Source organism: Enterobacter sp. UPMP2061 (assembly GCF_053709615.1).
The window spans coordinates 38,886-58,515 of the sequence record NZ_JBSKJP010000007.1 but is presented as its reverse complement, the minus strand read 5'-3'; the positions used below and the strand labels follow the sequence as shown (position 1 = coordinate 58,515).

15 protein-coding genes are annotated in these 19,630 nt (G+C 55.9%); 11 read left to right on the top strand and 4 right to left on the bottom strand.

Annotated features, from left to right (window positions below; translation table 11 throughout):
• The first annotated feature begins 31 nt into the window (after positions 1-31).
• The 7 genes from ACWKXX_RS14770 (at position 32) to fhuB (ending at position 10,367) form a co-directional block, all read left to right on the top strand.
• Positions 32-745: a fimbrial biogenesis chaperone gene (locus tag ACWKXX_RS14770; RefSeq protein ID WP_454540828.1), complete on the top strand. Its 714-nt coding sequence runs from the start codon at positions 32-34 to the stop codon at positions 743-745.
• 20 nt (positions 746-765) lie between these two features.
• Positions 766-3,243: a fimbria/pilus outer membrane usher protein gene (locus ACWKXX_RS14765; RefSeq protein ID WP_214586585.1), complete on the top strand. Its 2,478-nt coding sequence runs from the start codon at positions 766-768 to the stop codon at positions 3,241-3,243.
• A gap of 44 nt (positions 3,244-3,287) precedes the next feature.
• Positions 3,288-4,235 carry a fimbrial protein gene (locus ACWKXX_RS14760; RefSeq protein ID WP_223259294.1) on the top strand — a complete coding sequence of 316 codons (948 nt, stop codon included), beginning with the start codon at positions 3,288-3,290 and terminating at the stop codon, positions 4,233-4,235.
• Positions 4,236-4,439: 204 nt separating this feature from the next.
• Positions 4,440-6,650, top strand: coding sequence for a ferrichrome porin FhuA (gene fhuA, locus ACWKXX_RS14755; RefSeq protein WP_015572711.1), 2,211 nt, complete (start codon positions 4,440-4,442; stop codon positions 6,648-6,650).
• A gap of 50 nt (positions 6,651-6,700) precedes the next feature.
• Complete coding sequence (gene fhuC, locus ACWKXX_RS14750; RefSeq protein WP_048973393.1) at positions 6,701-7,498, top strand: Fe3+-hydroxamate ABC transporter ATP-binding protein FhuC; 798 nt, start codon at positions 6,701-6,703, stop codon at positions 7,496-7,498.
• Positions 7,498-8,388 carry a Fe(3+)-hydroxamate ABC transporter substrate-binding protein FhuD gene (gene fhuD, locus ACWKXX_RS14745; protein WP_003856240.1) on the top strand — a complete coding sequence of 297 codons (891 nt, stop codon included), beginning with the start codon at positions 7,498-7,500 and terminating at the stop codon, positions 8,386-8,388. The genes fhuC and fhuD overlap by 1 nt, the downstream gene beginning before the upstream one ends.
• Positions 8,385-10,367 carry a Fe(3+)-hydroxamate ABC transporter permease FhuB gene (fhuB, locus tag ACWKXX_RS14740; protein WP_017383744.1) on the top strand — a complete coding sequence of 661 codons (1,983 nt, stop codon included), beginning with the start codon at positions 8,385-8,387 and terminating at the stop codon, positions 10,365-10,367. The genes fhuD and fhuB overlap by 4 nt, the downstream gene beginning before the upstream one ends.
• Positions 10,368-10,895: 528 nt before the next feature.
• On the opposite strand, the gene hemL is transcribed toward fhuB, so the two are convergent.
• Complete coding sequence (gene hemL / locus ACWKXX_RS14735; RefSeq protein ID WP_015572714.1) at positions 10,896-12,176, bottom strand: glutamate-1-semialdehyde 2,1-aminomutase; 1,281 nt, start codon at positions 12,174-12,176, stop codon at positions 10,896-10,898.
• A gap of 177 nt (positions 12,177-12,353) precedes the next feature.
• On the opposite strand from hemL, the gene clcA reads away from it, so the two are divergent.
• Positions 12,354-13,754: a H(+)/Cl(-) exchange transporter ClcA gene (gene clcA, locus ACWKXX_RS14730; protein WP_033486481.1), complete on the top strand. Its 1,401-nt coding sequence runs from the start codon at positions 12,354-12,356 to the stop codon at positions 13,752-13,754.
• 85 nt (positions 13,755-13,839) lie between these two features.
• Complete coding sequence (gene erpA / locus ACWKXX_RS14725) at positions 13,840-14,184, top strand: iron-sulfur cluster insertion protein ErpA (RefSeq protein ID WP_003856230.1); 345 nt, start codon at positions 13,840-13,842, stop codon at positions 14,182-14,184.
• A 58-nt stretch (positions 14,185-14,242) separates the two neighbouring features.
• Here erpA and ACWKXX_RS14720 read toward each other — a convergent pair whose 3' ends face one another.
• The 3 genes from ACWKXX_RS14720 to mtnN are packed head-to-tail and all read right to left on the bottom strand — an operon-like array spanning position 14,243 to position 16,390.
• The gene (locus ACWKXX_RS14720; protein ID WP_003856227.1) at positions 14,243-14,866 is read right to left on the bottom strand and encodes a TRIC cation channel family protein; all 624 of its coding nucleotides are present in this window, start codon (positions 14,864-14,866) and stop codon (positions 14,243-14,245) included.
• A gap of 23 nt (positions 14,867-14,889) precedes the next feature.
• Positions 14,890-15,699 (bottom strand): vitamin B12 ABC transporter substrate-binding protein BtuF, encoded by an 810-nt coding sequence (gene btuF / locus ACWKXX_RS14715; protein WP_017383741.1) that lies wholly within the window; start codon positions 15,697-15,699, stop codon positions 14,890-14,892.
• Positions 15,692-16,390 (bottom strand): 5'-methylthioadenosine/S-adenosylhomocysteine nucleosidase, encoded by a 699-nt coding sequence (gene mtnN / locus ACWKXX_RS14710; protein ID WP_003856223.1) that lies wholly within the window; start codon positions 16,388-16,390, stop codon positions 15,692-15,694. Before mtnN ends, btuF begins: the two co-directional genes overlap by 8 nt.
• 82 nt (positions 16,391-16,472) lie before the next feature.
• Between mtnN and dgt the strand changes: the two genes are divergently transcribed.
• Positions 16,473-17,987: a dGTPase gene (dgt, locus tag ACWKXX_RS14705; protein WP_045344480.1), complete on the top strand. Its 1,515-nt coding sequence runs from the start codon at positions 16,473-16,475 to the stop codon at positions 17,985-17,987.
• A 132-nt stretch (positions 17,988-18,119) separates the two neighbouring features.
• On the top strand, positions 18,120-19,553 hold the full coding sequence (gene degP / locus ACWKXX_RS14700; protein WP_015572718.1) for a serine endoprotease DegP: 1,434 nt from the start codon (positions 18,120-18,122) through the stop codon (positions 19,551-19,553).
• The last annotated feature ends 77 nt before the right edge of the window (positions 19,554-19,630 follow it).

Below are 19,630 nucleotides of genomic sequence, written 5' to 3'. Positions count from 1 at the left end.
AGCCTGAAAGGGCTGCCTTCTGGAACGTAGTATGAATTATTTATTAAAATTGTTAGGTGGATGTTTGATTATCTCTTGCTGTTCAGTACAGGCAAGTGTGGTTCTCGGTGACACGCGAATTATTTATCCATCGAATAAATCCGAAGTACAAATAGCACTCAAAAATAAAGACCCTCATACTCGATATCTGGTGCAAAGCTGGGTGAGTTACCCCAACGATGCAAAAGCACCTTTCATCATTACGCCGCCTGTCTATAAATTACAGGAAAATCGTCAGACCCTTTTGCACATCATTTTTACCGGCGATAAAAAAAATCTGCCCGCAGATCGCGAATCTTTATTTCTGGCGAATGTGAAATCCGTCTCGGCGTTATCACCTGACTTAAAAGACAAGAATACGCTGCAATTCGCGATGAAAACGCGTCTGAAGCTGTTCTGGCGCCCTGCTGATTTGAAAGAAGCCGATGCGCTACAAGCCTATGAAAAAATCACCTTCCGCCGCCAGGGGAACAAGCTCATTGCGAAAAACCCAACGCCGTTTTACGTCTCCTTTGGCGAGCTGGCCGTGGGCGGGAAAAGTGTCCCTGTGACTGACACAAAAACCACGCCGGGGGCGATTTCAATGATGGTCGCACCTTTCAGCGAGCAATATTTTTCTGTGCCTCAATCTGCAAACGGGCCCGTGACGTGGACTGCTATTAGCGATTTCGGCGCGCAAACCTCCCAGCGCAAGCAGGCTCTTTAAACACACAATGCTGGTACCCTATGTCGTCATCTCCACTCTACAAACAGGTTCTGAAGGGAATCGCGTTAGCGCTGCTCGCGATGATCCAGCCTGTGAGTGCAGATGACGAATTTAACCTGCGGATCCTCGAGATGGACACTCCGCTGGAAAACACCTCAACGCTAAAAAATTTCATCAATGATAATGGCTTACTGCCCGGAAACTTTCTGACGACCATTATGTGGGATCGGGATGTTCTGGATAAACGCACGGTGAGTTGGATCTTGTCTGACGATAAGCAGCGCCTGTTACCGGAGCTGACCAAAGCGGATCTGCGTGCATTAGGGGTAAAAGTCGACACGATCCCGGACATGAAAGATCTGGATGATGCGGTGATAATCGATGACATCTCCCATTTTATTGATAATGCCCGCTACGATTACGACCAGGATAATCAGACCCTCAAGCTGGTGATCCCGCAAAAATACCGCGATCAGGCTGCGGCCGGGGCTATCGAGCCTAAATTCTGGGATGACGGTGCTCCCGCCGCCTGGACAAGCTACCAGTTTAGCGGCTCTCAGCAGCACTACCGTTCTGGTGAAACGTCATCTGTATGGCTTGGTCTGGAGTCGGGGATCAACCTCGGGGCGTGGCGGTTGCGTAACAACAGCACCTGGAGTGACAACGCCGGTTGGGATGCAATCGCCAGTACGCTGCAACGTGATATCAAAACCCTGCAAAGCCAGCTTGAGATAGGCCAGACGTACACTAACGGCGAGCTTTTCGACAGCGTCCAAATGACCGGCGTGAAGCTGGAAACGGATACTTCCATGCTGCCCACCAGCCAGCAGGGGTTTGCCCCCGTGGTGCGTGGTATCGCAAATAGCGATGCAAAAGTCACCATCAGGCAAAACGGCTACACCATTTATCAAAGCAACGTCTCTCCGGGGCCATTTGAGATCCGCGATTTAAGCCAGGTCACATCCGGCGCGGATCTGGAGGTGACGGTGGAAGAGGCCGACGGCAGCGAACACAGCTTCATCCAGGCCAGTGCATCGGTTCCGGTGCTACAGCGGGAAGGAGCATTTAAATATTCGCTGGCAGCAGGGCGTTATCGCGGTAATGAAGGTGAGGACGAGCCCCCTTTTCTGCAAGGGACGGTCATTTACGGCCTGCCTTATGGCGTAACAACATACGCCGGCGCGCTCGTTGCATCGTCGTATCAGGCTATGCTGGCGGGAACAGGGGCCGATCTTGGCCGTTTCGGATCGGCATCCGTGGATGTGACCGCCGCCCGTACGGCTTTTGATGATGGACGAGATGATGCCCGCGGGATGTCATGGCGTGCGCAGTATTCCAGGGATATTCCGGATACAGACACCACCGTGACGCTTGCCAGCTACCGTTATTCCACCTCAGGGTTTTATACCTTTCAGGAAGCTGTCGACCAGCGTGACAGCGAGATTGACGATGGGATTTATACCTATCGGCGAACCAATAATCGGCGCAGCCGCATGCAGGTTAATCTTTCCCAACGCGTTTCGGACTGGGGATCGGCTTACCTTAATGGTTATCAGCAGGATTACTGGAACATGGCGGGACACGAGCGCAGCGTCAGTGCGGGGCTAAGCTCCGGCTGGCGCGGTATAACCTGGTCGGTAAGCTACAGCCTGACGCGTACGCCGGACGCCAATACCGATCGGCAAATGGCGTTGATGGTCAACGTACCTCTTTCACGCTGGCTAGCGAACGCATGGTCAACTTACAGCGCCAACACTGCCAGCGGTGGATTCGTTTCGCATCAGGTAGGGATCGGCGGCACGGCACTTGAGAACAATAACCTCAGCTATAACCTCCAGCAGACCTATGCCAGTCAAGATACTGGCTATGGCGGCAGTGTATCCGGGCGCTACCGGGGATCTGCCGGTGATGTCGGGCTGGGGTATAACTACGGGGGCGATAACCGACAGTGGAACTACAGCGCGCAGGGTTCAATTGTTGCGCATGAACATGGAGTAACCCTGGGGCAATCCGTCCGCGACGCCTTTGCCATTGTCCATATCAAAGATGGCGATAACGTCAAAGTACAGAACGGGCGAGGGATCTACACCGATCGCTTTGGTAACGCGATTGTCCCTTCCCTGACGGCCTACCGGAAAAACGGTATTACGGTCAACACCCAGGATCGTGAAGATATTGAAATTGCCGCCGCTACCCAGGATGTTGTCCCAACAAAAGGCGCGGCCATCTCAGCGAATTTTGATGCACGAGTGGGGAAGCGTGCGCTTATCACGCTGCTTTTCCACGGCAAGCCGGTACCTTTCGGCGCCATTGTCACGCAGGAAAGTGCAACGGCTATCGTCGGTGATGAAGGAGAAGTCTGGCTTACCGGTCTGCATGAAGCGGTTTCCCTGAATGTGCAGTGGGGTGACGGGCGCGATCAACGGTGTGCGTGGGCGGGGGATCTCCCTCCCGGGCGCTCAGCAACTATTTTGAAAATGACGGTAAATTGCCAATGAGGCGTAGCAAAGAACTATTCATCAGCGCAATGGCTGGCCTAATCATGCTGTTTTCAGCTCCGGCCTTCGCAACTTGTACATTTACGGGAGGCGGAAGTAGCGGGGGAATTGTTACCTTCAACATTCCCGCTGTCATCCAGCTTGAGCCAGACGTTCAGGTCGGTACCATTATTTATGACGCCAGCGTGGAATCAGGTGAAATTGCGCAAAGATGTGATGGTGATTCCGTTCGGGTACGTAGAGGCTATCTCTCATTGAGTGATGCTGATGCACGTGAAGATGTTTTACCCGGAGTGTATAAAACCAACGTGGCCGGGATTGGCATTCGCGTTGCAGCGTCTACAACCCAGTTCCCCAGCTATACCGAAGAAGACATTATCAGGCCGGAAACTTATCTTGGCACGATCAGAAGCTTTTCAACGAATTACAATTTCCGGGCTACCGCTCAGTTGATCGTTATTGGTGAAGTCGAAGAGGGCGATCTTAATACGTCCCTGTTAACCTCACATGAAACTTACGATAACGACGTGATAGGCGAAATTCGCTTTTCACCAACCAGTGTGCACATCACGACAAACACCTGTAACCTGGCGGATAAAAACATCTACGTGCCTCTGGAAACGGTCAATGCGCACGATTTTAACGGTCAGTATTCTGACATCCTGACCGACAGTCGTTTCAGGATTGATATTACGGACTGCGCCGCCGGGACAAAAATTGATTATCAGTTCACCAGTGCAGGGTCGACTGGCGTAACGGATGGCAATATCCTCAATATTGCTACCGGAGACAACGCTGCAAGCGGCGTAGGCATTCAAATCCTCGACAAGAACGATGCGGTGTTACAGTTCGACCAGAGCTACACGGCAATAACCCGTACCCAGGACAACGTCCCGGTTGAGATCCCACTCAAAGCCCGTTACATCAAAACGGGAGAGGTTAAAGCCGGGAAAGTCGACGCCGTCGCGACTTTCGAACTCTTCTATCGTTAAGCCCTCCGGCCCGTTTCGGCGGGCTTTAGCGATCATTTCGCTAACTTCATTAACCCTCTATTTTCATCTGGTTAATTCTTAAACCCTTATATCTTGTAGGGCCGCATACTGCTTGCTATGCAGCCAACGTTTCGCATATTATTCTGCGGTCATAATAATAATTCTCGTTTACGTTATCATTCACTTTTCCATCAGAGATCCATCATGGCGCTTTCCAATACTGCTCAGCCAATTAACACGTCGCTGCGTAAAATCGCGGTCGTCGTAGCCACAGCGGTTGCCGGCATGTCTGCTTATGCTCATGCCGCCGAAACCCCGAAAAAAGAAGAAACCATTACTGTTACTGCCGCACCGGCTGCGCAGGAGAGTGCCTGGGGGCCTGCACCGACGATTGCAGCAAAGCGCACTGCAACGGCGACGAAAACCGATACACCGATCGAGAAAACCCCGCAGTCCATTTCCGTGGTCACACGTGAAGAGATGGACATGAAACAGCCGGGGACGGTTAAACAGGCGCTGGCCTACACGCCGAGCGTTTTCGCAACGCGCGGCGCCTCAACGACCTATGATGTGGTTTCGATTCGTGGGTTCACCACCTCCAGCACCGTGAATACCAACCAGTATCTGGATGGTATGAAGCTGCAAGGGGATAACTACTCTGAAGCGTCGATGGACCCATACTTCCTGGAGCGCGTAGAGCTGCTGCGAGGCCCGACGTCCGTACTGTATGGAAAAAGCCACCCTGGCGGCGTAGTGAGTATGGTCAGCAAGCGTCCAACCACGGAACCGTTAAAAGAAATTCAGTTCAAAATGGGGACGGATAACCTGTGGCAGACTGGGTTTGACTTCAGCGACGCGATTGATGATAACGGCGTGTGGTCCTACCGTCTGACCGGCCTGGGACGCAGTGAAAATGCGCAGCAGGAGATGGTGAAGTCTACTCGTTACGCGATTGCGCCGTCTTTCAGCTGGCGTCCTGATGATAAAACCGATTTCACTTTCCTGAGCAACTTCCAGAGCGATCCGGATGCGGGTTACTACGGCTGGCTGCCGCGTGAAGGTACCGTTGTGCCTTACTATGATGCTAACGGAAAGGCGCACAAACTGCCGACCGATTTCAACGAAGGCGATGAAGACAATAAGATCTCCCGTCGTCAGAAAATGGTGGGTTACAGCTTCGCGCATGAATTCAACGACACCTTCACCGTGCGTCAGAATCTGCGTTATACCAAAATCAATACGCTTTACCGTTCAGTTTACGGTAATGGCTATATCGCTCCGGCCCAGATCAGCCGTGCGTACGTGCGCTCAGATGAAGACCTCAACTCGTTCACGGTTGATACACAGCTCCAGTCGAAATTCGCGACCGGTGCCGTTGACCATACGCTGCTGACGGGGGTGGATTACCTTCGTATGCGCAATGATATTGATGCTGACTACGGTACCGCCGATCCGATCAGCATGAACAATCCGCAACACGGCAATGCGAACGTCAATGTGAACTTCCCGTATGCCATGCTCAATCGTCAGGAGCAGACCGGGCTCTATGCGCAGGATCAGGCGGAATGGGATAAGTGGGTACTCACCATGGGTGGCCGCTATGACTTTGCAAAAACGTCTGCCTTTAACCGTAATAACGGGACCACCGCGGAAATTAACGATCAGGCATTTACCTGGCGCGGGGGGATTAACTACCTGTTCGACAACGGGATTACCCCATACTTCAGCTACAGTGAATCCTTTGAACCGCTCTCTGGCACCACCCAGGGCGGCAAACCGTTCGATCCGGCGCGCGGCAAGCAGTATGAAGCGGGCGTGAAGTATGTTCCGAAAGATCTGCCTGTTGTGGTGACGGCCGCGGTATACCAGCTGACCAAGAACAACAACCTGACCGCCGATCCGGCGAACCCGACCAGCGGCTTTAGCGTGCAGGGCGGTGAAATTCGCTCCCGTGGCTTTGAGCTGGAAGCGAAAGCGGCGGTGTCGGCTAACGTGAACGTAACGGCGGCCTACAGCTACACAGATGCGGAATATACCCACGATACCTGGTATGAAGGTCGTCGTCCGGCAGAAGTACCGCGCAACATGGCATCCCTGTGGGCGGATTACACCTTCCACGAGACGGCGCTGAGTGGCCTGACCGTCGGTGCGGGCGCGCGTTACATCGGTAACACGGTGACGTACTACTCCTCAGCGTCGCCTAAAGCCTATGAGTCCTTTAACGTCGCGGGTTATGCCCTGGCGGATGCGACCGTGAAATACGATCTGGCGCGCTTCGGTCTGCCGGGATCTTCCGTCGGCGTCAACGTGAACAACATCTTTGACCGTGAATACGTCTCCAGCTGCTACAGCGAGTATGCATGCTACTGGGGAGCAGGACGCCAGGTTGTTGCCACCGCGACCTTCCGCTTCTAACCTCTTTAGGGGCACGGTTCGCCGTGCCCTTTTTATTTAAGTTGGCTGACATGCAGGATAATAAAACGCAATCCGACACAACCTTCACGCTTAACAATCTCTCCTTTCGCGTACCCGGGCGCACCTTGCTGCATCCGCTCTCTTTGACGTTTCCCGCAGGTAAAGTGACCGGTTTAATCGGGCACAATGGTTCCGGTAAATCGACGCTGCTGAAGATGCTGGGTCGTCATCAGCCGCCGTCCGAGGGCGACATATTGCTGGATGACCAGCCGCTGGCGAGCTGGAGCAGTAAGGCCTTTGCCCGCAAGGTGGCCTATCTGCCGCAGCAGTTGCCGCAGGCGGAGGGGATGACGGTGCGCGAGCTGGTGGCGATTGGACGTTATCCGTGGCACGGTGCGCTCGGGCGTTTTGGCGTCGCTGACAGGGAGAAAGTGGAAGAGGCGATCGCGCTGGTTGGGTTAAAACCGCTGGCGCACCGTCTGGTGGATAGCCTGTCCGGTGGCGAGCGTCAGCGCGCATGGATCGCGATGCTGGTGGCGCAGGACAGCCGCTGCCTGCTGCTCGACGAACCCACTTCGGCGCTGGATATTGCTCATCAGGTTGACGTCCTGGCGCTGGTGCATCGCTTAAGTCAGCAGCGCGGCCTGACGGTGATTGCCGTTCTGCATGATATCAACATGGCGGCACGCTATTGCGACTACCTGGTAGCGCTGCGCGGCGGTGAAATGATCGCTCAGGGTACGCCTGCCGAACTGATGCGCAGCGAAACGCTGGAACATATCTACGGTATTCCTATGGGCATCCTGCCTCACCCAGCCGGGGCTGCACCCGTGAGCTTTGTCTACTGATGCTGGATTCAACATTCATTAGCCGCCGTCGCCTGCTGACGGCCATGGCGCTCTCACCGCTGCTGTTAAAGATGGGCCCGGCCCGCGCTGCGGCTATCGATCCGCACCGCATCGTGGCGCTGGAGTGGTTGCCCGTCGAACTGATGATGGCGCTTGGCGTGACGCCTTACGGCGTGGCCGATATTCCCAACTACACCCTGTGGGTGAATGAGCCAAAACTGCCGGACTCCGTCATCGACATTGGCCTGCGTACGGAGCCGAACCTTGAGCTTCTCACCCAGATGAAACCGTCTTATTTATTCTGGTCTGCGGGGTATGGCCCGTCGGAAGAGACCATGGCGAAGATTGCGCCAGGGCGGGGCTTTTCCTTTAGCGACGGCAAAAAGCCGCTGACCATGGCAAAAAATTCCATCCACGAGATGGCGCAGTTTCTCAACCGTGAGGCTCAGGCGAAAAAACATCTCGATGAATTTGATGCGCTGATTGATTCCCTCAAGCCGCGCTTTGCCCATCGTGGCGATCGGCCTTTGCTGATGGTAACCCTGCTGGATGCCCGCCATATGCTGGTCTTTGGAAATAACTGTCTGTTCCAGGAAGTGCTCGACAGCTTTGGCATTCGCAATGCCTGGGAAGGCGAGATGACATTCTGGGGCAGTACCGCCGTGGGTATTGACCGTCTGGCGGCGTTTCGTGATGTGGACGTGCTGTGCTTCGATCACGGGAACGAGCGCGAGATGCAAACCCTGATGGCGACCCCGCTCTGGCAGGCAATGCCGTTCGTCCGCGAGCAGCGCTTCCTGCGCGCGCCAGCGGTATGGTTCTACGGCGCGACGCTGTCGGCAATGCATTTTGCCCGCGTGCTGGACAATGCACTGGGAGGCAAGGCATGAGCACGCGTATGGCCCGTTTCCCAATGTTGCTGTTAGCGCTCATTTTTCTGGCTGCCCTGATGTTAACCGGCTTTAACCTGAGCACGGCGTTACCGCGCGATCAATGGGCAGCCGCGTTTGCCGCACCGGATATCGATAATATTCAGCAAATGCTGTTCCACTACAGCCTGCTGCCGCGTCTGGCTATCTCCCTGCTGGTCGGGGCGGGGCTGGGACTGGTGGGCGTACTGTTTCAGCAGGTGCTGCGTAACCCGCTTGCAGAGCCGACCACGCTGGGCGTGGCGACGGGGGCTCAGCTGGGGATCACCATCACCACTCTCTGGACCCTGCCGGGAGCGTTAACCTCGCAGTTTGCCGCGCTGGCAGGCGCATGTGTGGTCGGTGCGCTGGTCTTTGGCGTGGCCTGGGGAAAACGTCTCTCGCCGGTCACGCTGATCCTCGCGGGGCTGGTCGTCAGCCTCTACTGTGGGGCGATCAACCAGCTGCTGGTGCTGTTTCACCACGACCAGCTGCAAAGCATGTTTATGTGGAGTACCGGCACGCTCACCCAGACCGACTGGAGTATCGTCCAGCGCCTGTGGCCGCAGCTGTTCGGCGGCGTAGTGCTGACGCTGCTGCTGCTGCGTCCGCTGACGTTGATGGGCCTCGATGACGGCGTGGCGCGCAATCTGGGGCTGGCGCTGTCGCTGGCGCGTCTGGCGGCCCTGACCCTGGCGATTGTGCTGAGCGCGTTACTGGTTAACGCCGTCGGCATCATCGGGTTTATCGGCCTGTTTGCGCCATTGCTGGCAAAAATGCTCGGCGCGCGCCGTCTGCTGGCGCGTCTGATGCTGGCTCCGCTGATTGGCGCGCTGATCCTCTGGCTTTCCGATCAACTCATTCTCTGGCTGGCGCGCGTCTGGATGGAAGTTTCCACGGGCTCGGTGACGGCCCTGATCGGCGCGCCGCTGCTGCTGTGGCTGTTGCCGCGCCTGCGCAGCATTAGCGCCCCGGCAATGGATGCTGGCGATAAAGTACATGCCGAACGTCAGTCGGTGGTGTGGTTCAGCCTTGCCGGACTGGCGGTGCTGGTTATCGCCTCGTTTGCCGCACTCTCGCTGGGACGCGACGCCACAGGCTGGCACTGGGCGACGGGGGATTTGCTGCATGAACTCATGCAGTGGCGCTGGCCGCGGATCTTCTCCGCGCTGATTGCGGGCGTCATGCTGGCGGTGGCGGGCTGTATTATCCAGCGTCTCACCGGCAACCCGATGGCAAGCCCGGAAGTATTAGGGATCAGCTCCGGGGCCGCGTTTGGCGTAGTGTTGATGTTGTTCCTCGTGCCGGGAAATGCGTTCGGCTGGCTGATGCCTGCCGGGAGTATCGGCGCGGCAGTCACGCTGATGATTATCCTGATCGCCTCCGGGCGAGGGGGGTTCTCACCTCACCGCATGCTGCTGGCCGGGATGGCGCTCAGCACCGCGTTTACTATGCTGCTGATGATGTTGCAGGCGAGCGGCGATCCGCGCATGGCGCAGATCCTGACCTGGATTTCCGGTTCAACGTACAACGCCACCGGCAGTCAGGTGGTGCATACCGGGATTGTGATGATCGTACTGCTGGCGATTGTGCCGCTGTGCCGTCGCTGGATGACCATTCTGCCGCTGGGTGGGGATACCGCCCGCGCGGTCGGGGTGGCGCTGACGCCAACGCGTATCGCCCTGTTGCTGCTGGCCGCGTGCCTGACGGCGACGGCCACCATGACTATCGGCCCGCTCAGTTTTGTCGGATTAATGGCGCCGCACATCGCCCGTATGATGGGCTTCCGCAGGACTTTGCCGCATATCGTGATCTCTGCGCTGACGGGCGGAGCGATCCTGGTTTTTGCTGACTGGTGCGGAAGGATGGTGCTGTTCCCGTATCAGATCCCGGCGGGCCTGCTGTCGACCTTTATCGGCGCGCCGTACTTTATATATCTGTTGAGAAAGCAGAGTCGGTAATAAAAGTAAACGGCAATCCTTAGATTGCCGTTTTCGTGTTTGCTCCCTCTCCCCTGTGGGCTGAGGGTTCCCCACAAAATAATGCCTGCACAGACGGCCCCCTCTCCCTTGAGGGAGAGGGCTGGGGTGAGGGGGAACATACGGCTCTGGTGGTCATTCCGTTCACGTTATGTTCCTTGCTACTCTGTCACGACATGACCGGTGAACGTGCCAGGGTGGCTCAGTCGCCACCACCCTGGCGACCCGGGCTTCCGGCGGAAAATCGCCGCTTCGCGGTACCTTCGGCTTATTCCTTCCGGCTAATCGGGTACGGGCGGAGGAAACGTCCCTGTAAAGCCCGCCCTCTCGGCGCATCCCTGCGCCTCGCCCCGACCTACAGGAAACGCCTCAGCGATTTACAGCCGGACCGAGGCATCGCTGAAAGTCCTCAGTTATTCTGAGGCAACGTTATCGCTTTTGCTTTCAAATTACTGGGGAACCCTCTCCCCTGTGGGAGAGGGTTGGGATGAGGGCATCAAGCCGCACATTTTACAGCTTCGCAAACACCTTACGCGCTGCGTCGATGGTGTTATTGATATCTTCTTCGCTGTGCGCCACGGACATAAAGCCCGCTTCAAACGCTGACGGCGCAAGATACACGCCTTCTTCCAGCATCAGATGGAAGAAGCGTTTGAAGCGTTCCACGTCGCATTTCACCACGTCCTGATAGCAGGTCACGGTTTTCGCATCGGTGAAGAAAATCCCGAACATCCCGCCGACGTGGTTTACCACCAGCGGAATACCCGCGTCTTCTGCGGCTTCCAGCAGGCCGTTTGCCAGCTGCGTCGTCCGGTCCGTCAGGGTTTCGTGGATACCCGGCTGCGCCACTTCGGTCAGACAGGCAAAGCCCGCCGCCATCGCAATCGGGTTACCGGAGAGCGTACCCGCCTGGTAAACCGGACCGGTTGGCGCCAGCGCGTCCATCACGTCCTTACGGCCGCCAAACGCGCCGACAGGCATGCCGCCGCCAATGATTTTGCCGAGGCAGGTCAGATCCGGCTCAACGCCGTAGTATGACTGCGCCCCCGCCAGCGCGACGCGGAAACCGGTCATCACTTCGTCGATGATCAGCAGCGCGCCGAACTCATCGCACAGCGCGCGCAGGCCCGGCAGGAAATCCGGCTGCGGTGGAATACAGTTCATGTTGCCCGCCACCGGTTCAACGATGATGCAGGCGATCTCCTGCGGATACTGCTCGAACGCGGCGCGAACGGTGTTCAGATCGTTATAGGTGCAGGTCAGCGTGTGTTTCGCGAAATCAGCCGGCACCCCCGGGGAGTTCGGTTGACCGAGCGTCAGCGCGCCGGAACCGGCTTTTACCAGCAGGCAGTCGGCGTGGCCGTGATAACAACCTTCGAACTTGATGATCTTGTCACGACCGGTAAAACCGCGCGCCAGACGGATAGCGCTCATGGTCGCTTCGGTACCGGAGTTCACCATACGCACCATGTCCATCGTTGGCACCAGCTCGGTGACCAACTCCGCCATTTTGACTTCCATCTCGGTTGGCGCGCCGAAGCTCAGGCCGCGCTGAGCGGCTTCAATCACCGCGTTGCGGATCGCCGGGTGGTTGTGCCCCAGTACCATCGGGCCCCAGGAGCCGACGTAATCGACATAGGCTTTACCATCCACATCATACAGATATGCCCCATCCGCACGTTCGATAAACAGCGGGGTGCCACCCACGCCGGTAAAGGCGCGCACGGGTGAATTCACGCCGCCTGGGATAAGCTCGCGGGCTGCGCTGTAGAGGTTTTCAGACTTGCTCATGGCGTCGTTCCTGGTTCGTAGAAATAAGTTAAGGCAACTATTCTAAGTGATTCGGAAGAGGTTATAAAATTTTTGCCCCTCAGAAGGCTTAACAATTGTTAAGTATTTTTCAGGGGACGAGGGGATTGTCTCTGGTAGAATCCCTGCGGCCATTTGTATGACGAAACAGAACAGGTAATGAACGAGAACACACCTTCTTTTGAACAACAACAGTTTACGCGCGCGAAGCACCGGGTCAGTATCCGGCGGCTGCTCAACCGTGACAAAACCCCGTTAGCCATTCTGCTGGCAGCCGCCGTGGTCGGTACGCTGGCCGGGCTGGTGGGGGTCGCATTCGAGAAAGCGGTCAACGCGGTGCTCAACTGGCGCATAGGTACCGTCGCCAGCTTTGCCGATCGGGAATGGCTGGTCTGGGTGTGGGCCTTTGGCCTTTCGGCGCTGTTTGCCATGGTGGGGTATTTTCTGGTGCGTAAATTCGCACCTGAAGCAGGTGGCTCGGGGATCCCTGAAATTGAGGGGGCGCTGGAGGAACTACGCCCGGTTCGCTGGTGGCGGGTGCTTCCTGTGAAATTTATCGGCGGGATGGGAACCCTCGGGGCGGGCATGGTGCTCGGTCGGGAAGGGCCAACGGTACAGCTGGGCGGTAACGTCGGGCGCATGGTCGGCGATCTGTTCCGTATGCGCAGCGCCGAAGCACGACATACACTGCTGGCGACGGGGGCCGCAGCGGGGCTGTCTGCGGCGTTTAACGCGCCGCTGGCGGGTATCCTGTTTATCATTGAAGAGATGCGCGCCCAGTTCCGCTACAACCTGATCTCCATTAAAGCGGTGTTTACCGGCGTGATTATGTCGAGCATTGTCTTTCGCGTCTTTAACGGCGAAGGAGCGGTGATTGAAGTTGGCAAGCTGACCAATGCGCCGGTCAATACTTTATGGCTGTATCTGGTTCTTGGGATGATTTTTGGCGTCGTCGGCCCGCTTTTTAACACCCTGATTTTACGGGCGCAGGATATGTTTCAGCGCATCCATGGCGGAAATACCACGAAATGGGTGCTGGTGGGAGGCCTGCTTGGCGGCGTGTGCGGGATCCTCGGTTTCATTGAACCGAATGCGGCAGGCGGCGGTTTCGGCCTGATTCCCATTGCCGCGGCGGGGAATTTCAGCGTAGGCCTGCTGCTGTTTATGTTTATTTCACGCGTCATCACCACGGTATTATGCTTCTCCTCTGGCGCCCCGGGCGGCATTTTTGCTCCGATGCTGGCACTGGGGACGCTGCTGGGTACGGCGTTCGGGATGGCGGCGGCGGCAGGTTTCCCGGCCTACCATCTGGAGGCGGGGACGTTTGCGGTTGCGGGAATGGGGGCGCTGCTGGCGGCCTCCCTGCGCGCGCCGCTGACCGGGATCGTACTGGTGCTGGAAATGACCGACAATTACCAGCTCATTTTGCCAATGATCATTACCTGTCTCGGCGCGACACTATTAGCCCAATTCCTGGGTGGAAAACCGCTATACTCCACCATTCTTGCCCGTACCCTGGCGAAACAGGAAGCTGAACAGGCCCTGAAGCAGAATACTTGAATGAATTACCAGGGTATTAGATAATGACAAAAAGAATTGGGTGATTTTTGCCCAATAGCAGTCGCAGTATTCATGGGAGCATAAGATGAGTGATGACGTAGCGTTGCCGCTGGAATTTACCGAAGCAGCAGCGAAAAAAGTGAAAACCCTGATTGCCGACGAGGACAATCCGGATCTGAAACTGCGTGTTTATATTACCGGCGGCGGCTGTAGTGGCTTCCAGTATGGTTTTACCTTTGACGATCAGGTTAACGATGGTGATATGACTATCGAGAAACAGGGCGTCGCGCTGGTGGTTGACCCGATGAGCCTGCAATATCTGGTGGGCGGTTCAGTGGACTACACTGAAGGTCTGGAAGGTTCGCGCTTTGTGGTGACTAACCCGAATGCGACCAGCACCTGCGGGTGTGGTTCTTCGTTCAGTATTTAAGCCTGAATGCAGATTGTAGGCCCGGTAAGCGAAGCGCTACCGGGCTTATAAACGACGCCTATCTTGAATTTTCATCCAGCGCAAACGTCGGCAGCTTCAGGTGCCAGCGTATCGCCGCTAAACGGATCACCAGCGTGACCACCATCCCCAGCATCGCCGCATTCTCCAGCGGGACAGCAAAGGTGTAATACGCCGTGGCGTGAACAATCCCCCCGATGATACAGGCCGTCGCGTAGATTTCCGTTCGCAGGATCATCGGGACTTCTCGCGCCAGTATGTCGCGAATAATCCCTCCGCCCACGCCGGTTAACACGCCCATACAGATCGCCACCAGCGGGCCAGTCCCGGCAATAAAGGCTTTATTCACGCCTATTCCCACAAAGACCGCCAGACCGACGGCATCCAGCACCGGCAATATCCATTTTGGCAGTCTGCGAGGCTGACGAACCAGCACGATGGTTAACAGGCAGGTGACCATCGCCACCACCAGATCCGTGGGATCTTTTACCCAAAATACCGGGCCATTTGCCAGCGCCATATCGCGGATCGTTCCGCCTCCCACCGCCGTAACAACGCCGAGTACCAGTACGCCAAAAGGGTCCATGCGCAGTTTTCCGGCAAGCAAAACGCCGGAGATAGCAAAAACGGCTGTGCCAAGAATATCCAGCCAATACACGAGCATCGTTAAATCCTCGAAGGGGGTATTTATCTGTTTGAGTGACTCTCTGCCAGTTCGGCGCAGAGTTGTTTTGCGGCGAGGATAATACGCGGGCTGGCGCGTTCAAACCAGTCGCTGTTGAGTGCGATGACCGGAATTTTAAGCTGCCGATGCCAGAATTGTTCTATTTTAGGAATCTCGCTCGCATTTCCGACCACCACAATGGCCTGCGGTTGTCGTGCCAGAACCTGCTCACGACTGACCTGGGGCCAGGGAACCCGGCTTTCGGCAAAGATATTTTCACCTCCACAGGTTTCAAGCACCTGGTTCTGGATCGAGCCTTTCCCGGTAGTGAACAGCGGCTGACTGCCAAATTGCAGAAAAACGCGTTGTTTCGGTTGCGTGCCGTATCGGGCTTTTAGCGCGGCATAGTCGTTGAGCATCTGCTGTGCAGCCTGCCCGGCGCGTTGGGGGGTAGGGCTGAAGGGCGCGAGGTCACGGAGGGTTTGCGCCACCTGTTCGATGCTCACCGCGTCCACCCATTTCACCGTTATTCCCAGCGAAGAGAGCTGGTTTACCTGCCGTTCGGCATTACCGCCGCGCCAGGCGAGGACCAGATCGGGCTTCAGCGCCACGATGCGTTCCAGGTTCATTCCCTGCCAGGTGGCAACCTGTTCGATATGGGCGGCCTGCGGTGGATAATCGGAAAAGCTGCTCACCGCAACGGGCGTGATCCCGGCGGCAAACGCCAGTTCCGTATTGGCAGGGGAGAGAGTGATCACCCGCGGCGCGGCGATGAGCCAGGCCGGAGCGAGCAGAAGCAGGGCGACCAGCGCCCTGAATGACACCTTACCCACGCGCCAGTTTCTGCACCAGGGTTTCCACCATCACGGTGGACTGTTTGGCCGCAACGGCCAGGAATTCGTCGAAGCTGATGTGGGACTGCTGGTCCGCCACGTCAGAGATCGCGCGAACGACCACGAACGGCACGCTGAAGTTATGGCATACGTGCGCGATGGCTGTGGCTTCCATCTCCACGGCCACAGCCTGCGGGAAGTTATGACGGATTTTCGCCAGACCGACAGAGCCGTTGATAAAGGCATCGCCGCTGACGATCAGGCCACGCACCGCATTGAGGTTCAGCTCGTTAATGCAGCTTTCAGCGGCGGCAATCAGCTTATCATCCGCTTTAAACCCGGCCGGGCAGCCCGGAAGCTGACCATATTCGTAGCCGAATGCGGTGACATCTGCATCGTGATAACGCGCTTCGTCGGAAACCACGATATCGCCCACTTTCAGCGTCGGCGCCAGACCGCCCGCAGAACCCGTATTAATGATAACGTCAGGCTTGCAGCGCTCAAGCAGCAGGGTCGCGCCCAGTGCCGCTGCAACTTTACCGATGCCTGATTTCAGCAGAGCCACGTCAACACCGTTCAACTGGCCGGTGTAGATCTCACAGCCACCGAGGGAGAGGGTCTGACGGTTCTCAATTTTGTCACGCAGCAGCGTAACTTCTTCTTCCATTGCACCAATAATGCCGATTTTCATAGATTTACTCGCGATGTGCCTTGTTAAGATGCATAGTCTATCATGCGGTTAAGGGGAAACGCATTCTCACGCGGGGGAGCACATGGCACCAATCGATTTTCGCACCAAAATTAACTGGCACCGACGTTTCCGTTCGCCACAGGGCGATAAGAGCGAACATGAGATCCTGCGCATTTTCGAAAGCGATCGCGGACGCATCATCAACTCGCCCGCCATCCGTCGGTTACAGCAAAAAACCCAGGTGTTCCCGCTGGAGCGTAACGCCGCGGTGCGTACGCGGTTAACGCACTCCATGGAAGTGCAGCAGGTGGGGCGCTACATTGCGAAAGAGATCCTCAGCCGTCTCAAAGAGCAACGTCTGCTGGAAACCTACGGACTGGATGAACTGACCGGGCCGTTCGAAAGCATCGTTGAGATGGCCTGCCTGATGCACGATATCGGCAATCCTCCCTTTGGTCATTTCGGCGAGGCCGCCATCAATGACTGGTTTAAACAGCGGCTTTTTCCCTCTGACGCCATAAGCCAGCCGCTCAGCGATGACCGCTGTGTGGTACGCGATTTATGCCTGCGTGAAGGCGAAGATAGCCTGAACGATCTGCGCCGTAAGGTGCGCCAGGATCTGTGTCATTTCGAAGGTAACGCGCAGGGGATCCGTCTGGTGCACTCCCTGATGCGGATGAATCTGACCTGGGCCCAGGTGGGCTGTATTCTTAAATACACGCGTCCCGCATGGTGGACCGGAGAAACGCCCGCCACGCATAGCTACCTGATGAAAAAACCGGGCTATTACTTATCGGAAGAAGCATACATCGCGCGGTTGCGTAAAGAACTGTCTCTGACCCCTAATGGCCGTTTTCCATTGACATGGATTATGGAAGCGGCTGATGACATTTCTTATTGCGTGGCCGATCTGGAAGACGCGGTGGAAAAAAGAATATTCAGCGTCGAGGAGCTGTATCAGCATCTTCATGATGCCTGGGGAGAGCATGAAAAAGGTTCTCTGTTTGCGCAGGTCGTCGAGAATGCCTGGGATAAATCGCGTTCAAATTCGCTGAGCCGCAGTACCGAAGATCAGTTCTTTATGTATTTGCGGGTGAACACGCTGAATAAACTGGTGCCGTATGCGGCCGCCCGTTTCATTGATAATTTGCCGATGATATTTAGCGGGGAATTTAATCACGCCCTGCTGGAAGATGAGAGCAGTTTTAGTCAGCTTCTTGAATTATATAAAAACGTGGCTGTTCGCCATGTTTTCAGCCACCCGGATGTCGAGCAGCTGGAGCTGCAAGGATACCGGGTTATCAGCGGGTTACTGGAGATTTATGGCCCGCTGCTCCAGCTGACGGTCGATGAGTTCAGTGAGCTGGTCGAAAATGAACGTGTTCGCCGCCTGCCGATTGAATCTCGTCTCTATCAGAAGCTTTCAACCCGCCACCGGCTGGCATACATTGAAGCCGTCAGTAAAATAGAACGCCATTCTTCCCAATGGCCAGTCATGGAATATTATTATCGCTGTCGTCTTATCCAGGACTATATCAGCGGGATGACAGATTTGTATGCCTGGGATGAATACCGCAAGCTTATGGCCGTTGAATAAGCCATGAGTTTTGTAAAGACGACCAATAAATTTTTACTTTTTCCATAAACTTAATCCCGGAACTAAGCGGTATAAAACGAATCTGAGTTACACAGCAATTTTGCGTTATCTGGTAAATCGAGATTGAGAAACATGAAAAAAACCACATTAGCAATGAGTGCACTGGCTCTGAGTTTAGGTTTAGCGCTATCCCCTCTGGCGATGGCGGCCGAGACAGCTTCCTCGGCAGCGACTGCGCAGCAGATGCCAAGCCTGGCCCCGATGCTCGAAAAAGTGATGCCATCGGTGGTGAGTATTAACGTTGAGGGCAGCACGACCGTCAATACGCCGCGTATGCCGCGTAATTTCCAGCAGTTCTTCGGCGATAATTCGCCATTCTGCCAGGACGGTTCGCCATTCCAGAGTTCTCCGTTCTGTCAGGGCGGCGGCGCAGGGGATGACGGTCAGGGCGGCGGCCAGCAGCAGAAATTCATGGCACTCGGCTCGGGCGTGATTATTGATGCAGCGAAAGGCTACGTGGTGACCAATAACCACGTGGTAGATAATGCTAACACCATTAAGGTGCAGATGAGCGATGGCCGTAAATTCGATGCCAAAGTGGTCGGTAAAGATCCGCGCTCTGATATCGCGCTGATTCAGATTCAGGATCCGAAGAACCTGACGGCGATTAAGCTTGCCGACTCTGACGCGCTGCGCGTGGGTGACTACACCGTCGCCATCGGTAACCCATTTGGTCTGGGCGAAACCGTGACCTCGGGTATCGTCTCTGCGCTGGGACGTAGCGGCCTGAATGCGGAAAACTATGAAAACTTCATTCAGACGGATGCGGCCATTAACCGTGGTAACTCCGGCGGTGCGCTGGTTAACCTGAACGGTGAGCTGATCGGTATCAACACCGCTATCCTGGCACCGGACGGTGGCAACATCGGTATCGGCTTTGCTATCCCGAGCAATATGGTGAAAAACCTGACTGCGCAGATGGTGCAATATGGACAGGTGAAACGCGGTGAGCTGGGGATCATGGGTACCGAACTGAACTCCGAGCTGGCGAAAGCGATGAAAGTGGACGCTCAGCGCGGCGCATTCGTAAGCCAGGTCATGCCGAACTCTTCGGCGGCGAAAGCCGGCATTAAAGCGGGTGACGTCATCACCTCTTTGAACGGTAAGCCGATCAGCAGCTTTGCCGCCCTGCGTGCGGAAGTGGGTTCTATGCCAATCGGCAGTAAAGTGACCCTCGGCCTGCTGCGTGAAGGTAAGCCGGTTAACGTGAGCCTGGAACTGCAACAAAGCAGTCAGAATCAGGTCGATTCCAGTACCATCTTCAGCGGTATTGAAGGTGCCGAGATGAGCAACAAAGGGGCAGATAAAGGCGTGGTGGTGAACAACGTGAAAGCGAACTCACCTGCTGCCCGTATCGGCCTGAAAAAAGGTGATGTGATCATGGGCGCTAACCAGCAGCCGGTGAAAAACATCGCTGAACTGCGCAAAATTCTCGACAGCAAGCCTTCTGTGCTGGCACTGAATATTCAGCGTGGTGATACCTCTATTTATCTCCTGATGCAATAATCTTCTTAAGCCCCTGTTCGCAGGGGCTTTCTCTTTTCTGTGACCTTTCCCACAACTCCATACATCTCTCTCTGCCT

Excerpts from the sequence above, each read along its gene's own strand:
- ACWKXX_RS14770 (WP_454540828.1), top strand. The coding sequence starts at position 32 with ATGAATTATTTATTAAAATTGTTAGGTGGATGTTTGATTATCTCTTGC.
- ACWKXX_RS14765 (WP_214586585.1), top strand. The coding sequence starts at position 766 with ATGTCGTCATCTCCACTCTACAAACAGGTTCTGAAGGGAATCGCGTTA.
- ACWKXX_RS14760 (WP_223259294.1), top strand. The coding sequence starts at position 3,288 with ATGCTGTTTTCAGCTCCGGCCTTCGCAACTTGTACATTTACGGGAGGC.
- fhuA (WP_015572711.1), top strand. The coding sequence starts at position 4,440 with ATGGCGCTTTCCAATACTGCTCAGCCAATTAACACGTCGCTGCGTAAA.
- fhuC (WP_048973393.1), top strand. The coding sequence starts at position 6,701 with ATGCAGGATAATAAAACGCAATCCGACACAACCTTCACGCTTAACAAT.
- fhuD (WP_003856240.1), top strand. The coding sequence starts at position 7,498 with ATGCTGGATTCAACATTCATTAGCCGCCGTCGCCTGCTGACGGCCATG.
- fhuB (WP_017383744.1), top strand. The coding sequence starts at position 8,385 with ATGAGCACGCGTATGGCCCGTTTCCCAATGTTGCTGTTAGCGCTCATT.
- hemL (WP_015572714.1), bottom strand. The coding sequence starts at position 12,176 with ATGAGCAAGTCTGAAAACCTCTACAGCGCAGCCCGCGAGCTTATCCCA.
- clcA (WP_033486481.1), top strand. The coding sequence starts at position 12,354 with ATGAACGAGAACACACCTTCTTTTGAACAACAACAGTTTACGCGCGCG.
- erpA (WP_003856230.1), top strand. The coding sequence starts at position 13,840 with ATGAGTGATGACGTAGCGTTGCCGCTGGAATTTACCGAAGCAGCAGCG.
- ACWKXX_RS14720 (WP_003856227.1), bottom strand. The coding sequence starts at position 14,866 with ATGCTCGTGTATTGGCTGGATATTCTTGGCACAGCCGTTTTTGCTATC.
- mtnN (WP_003856223.1), bottom strand. The coding sequence starts at position 16,390 with ATGAAAATCGGCATTATTGGTGCAATGGAAGAAGAAGTTACGCTGCTG.
- dgt (WP_045344480.1), top strand. The coding sequence starts at position 16,473 with ATGGCACCAATCGATTTTCGCACCAAAATTAACTGGCACCGACGTTTC.
- degP (WP_015572718.1), top strand. The coding sequence starts at position 18,120 with ATGAAAAAAACCACATTAGCAATGAGTGCACTGGCTCTGAGTTTAGGT.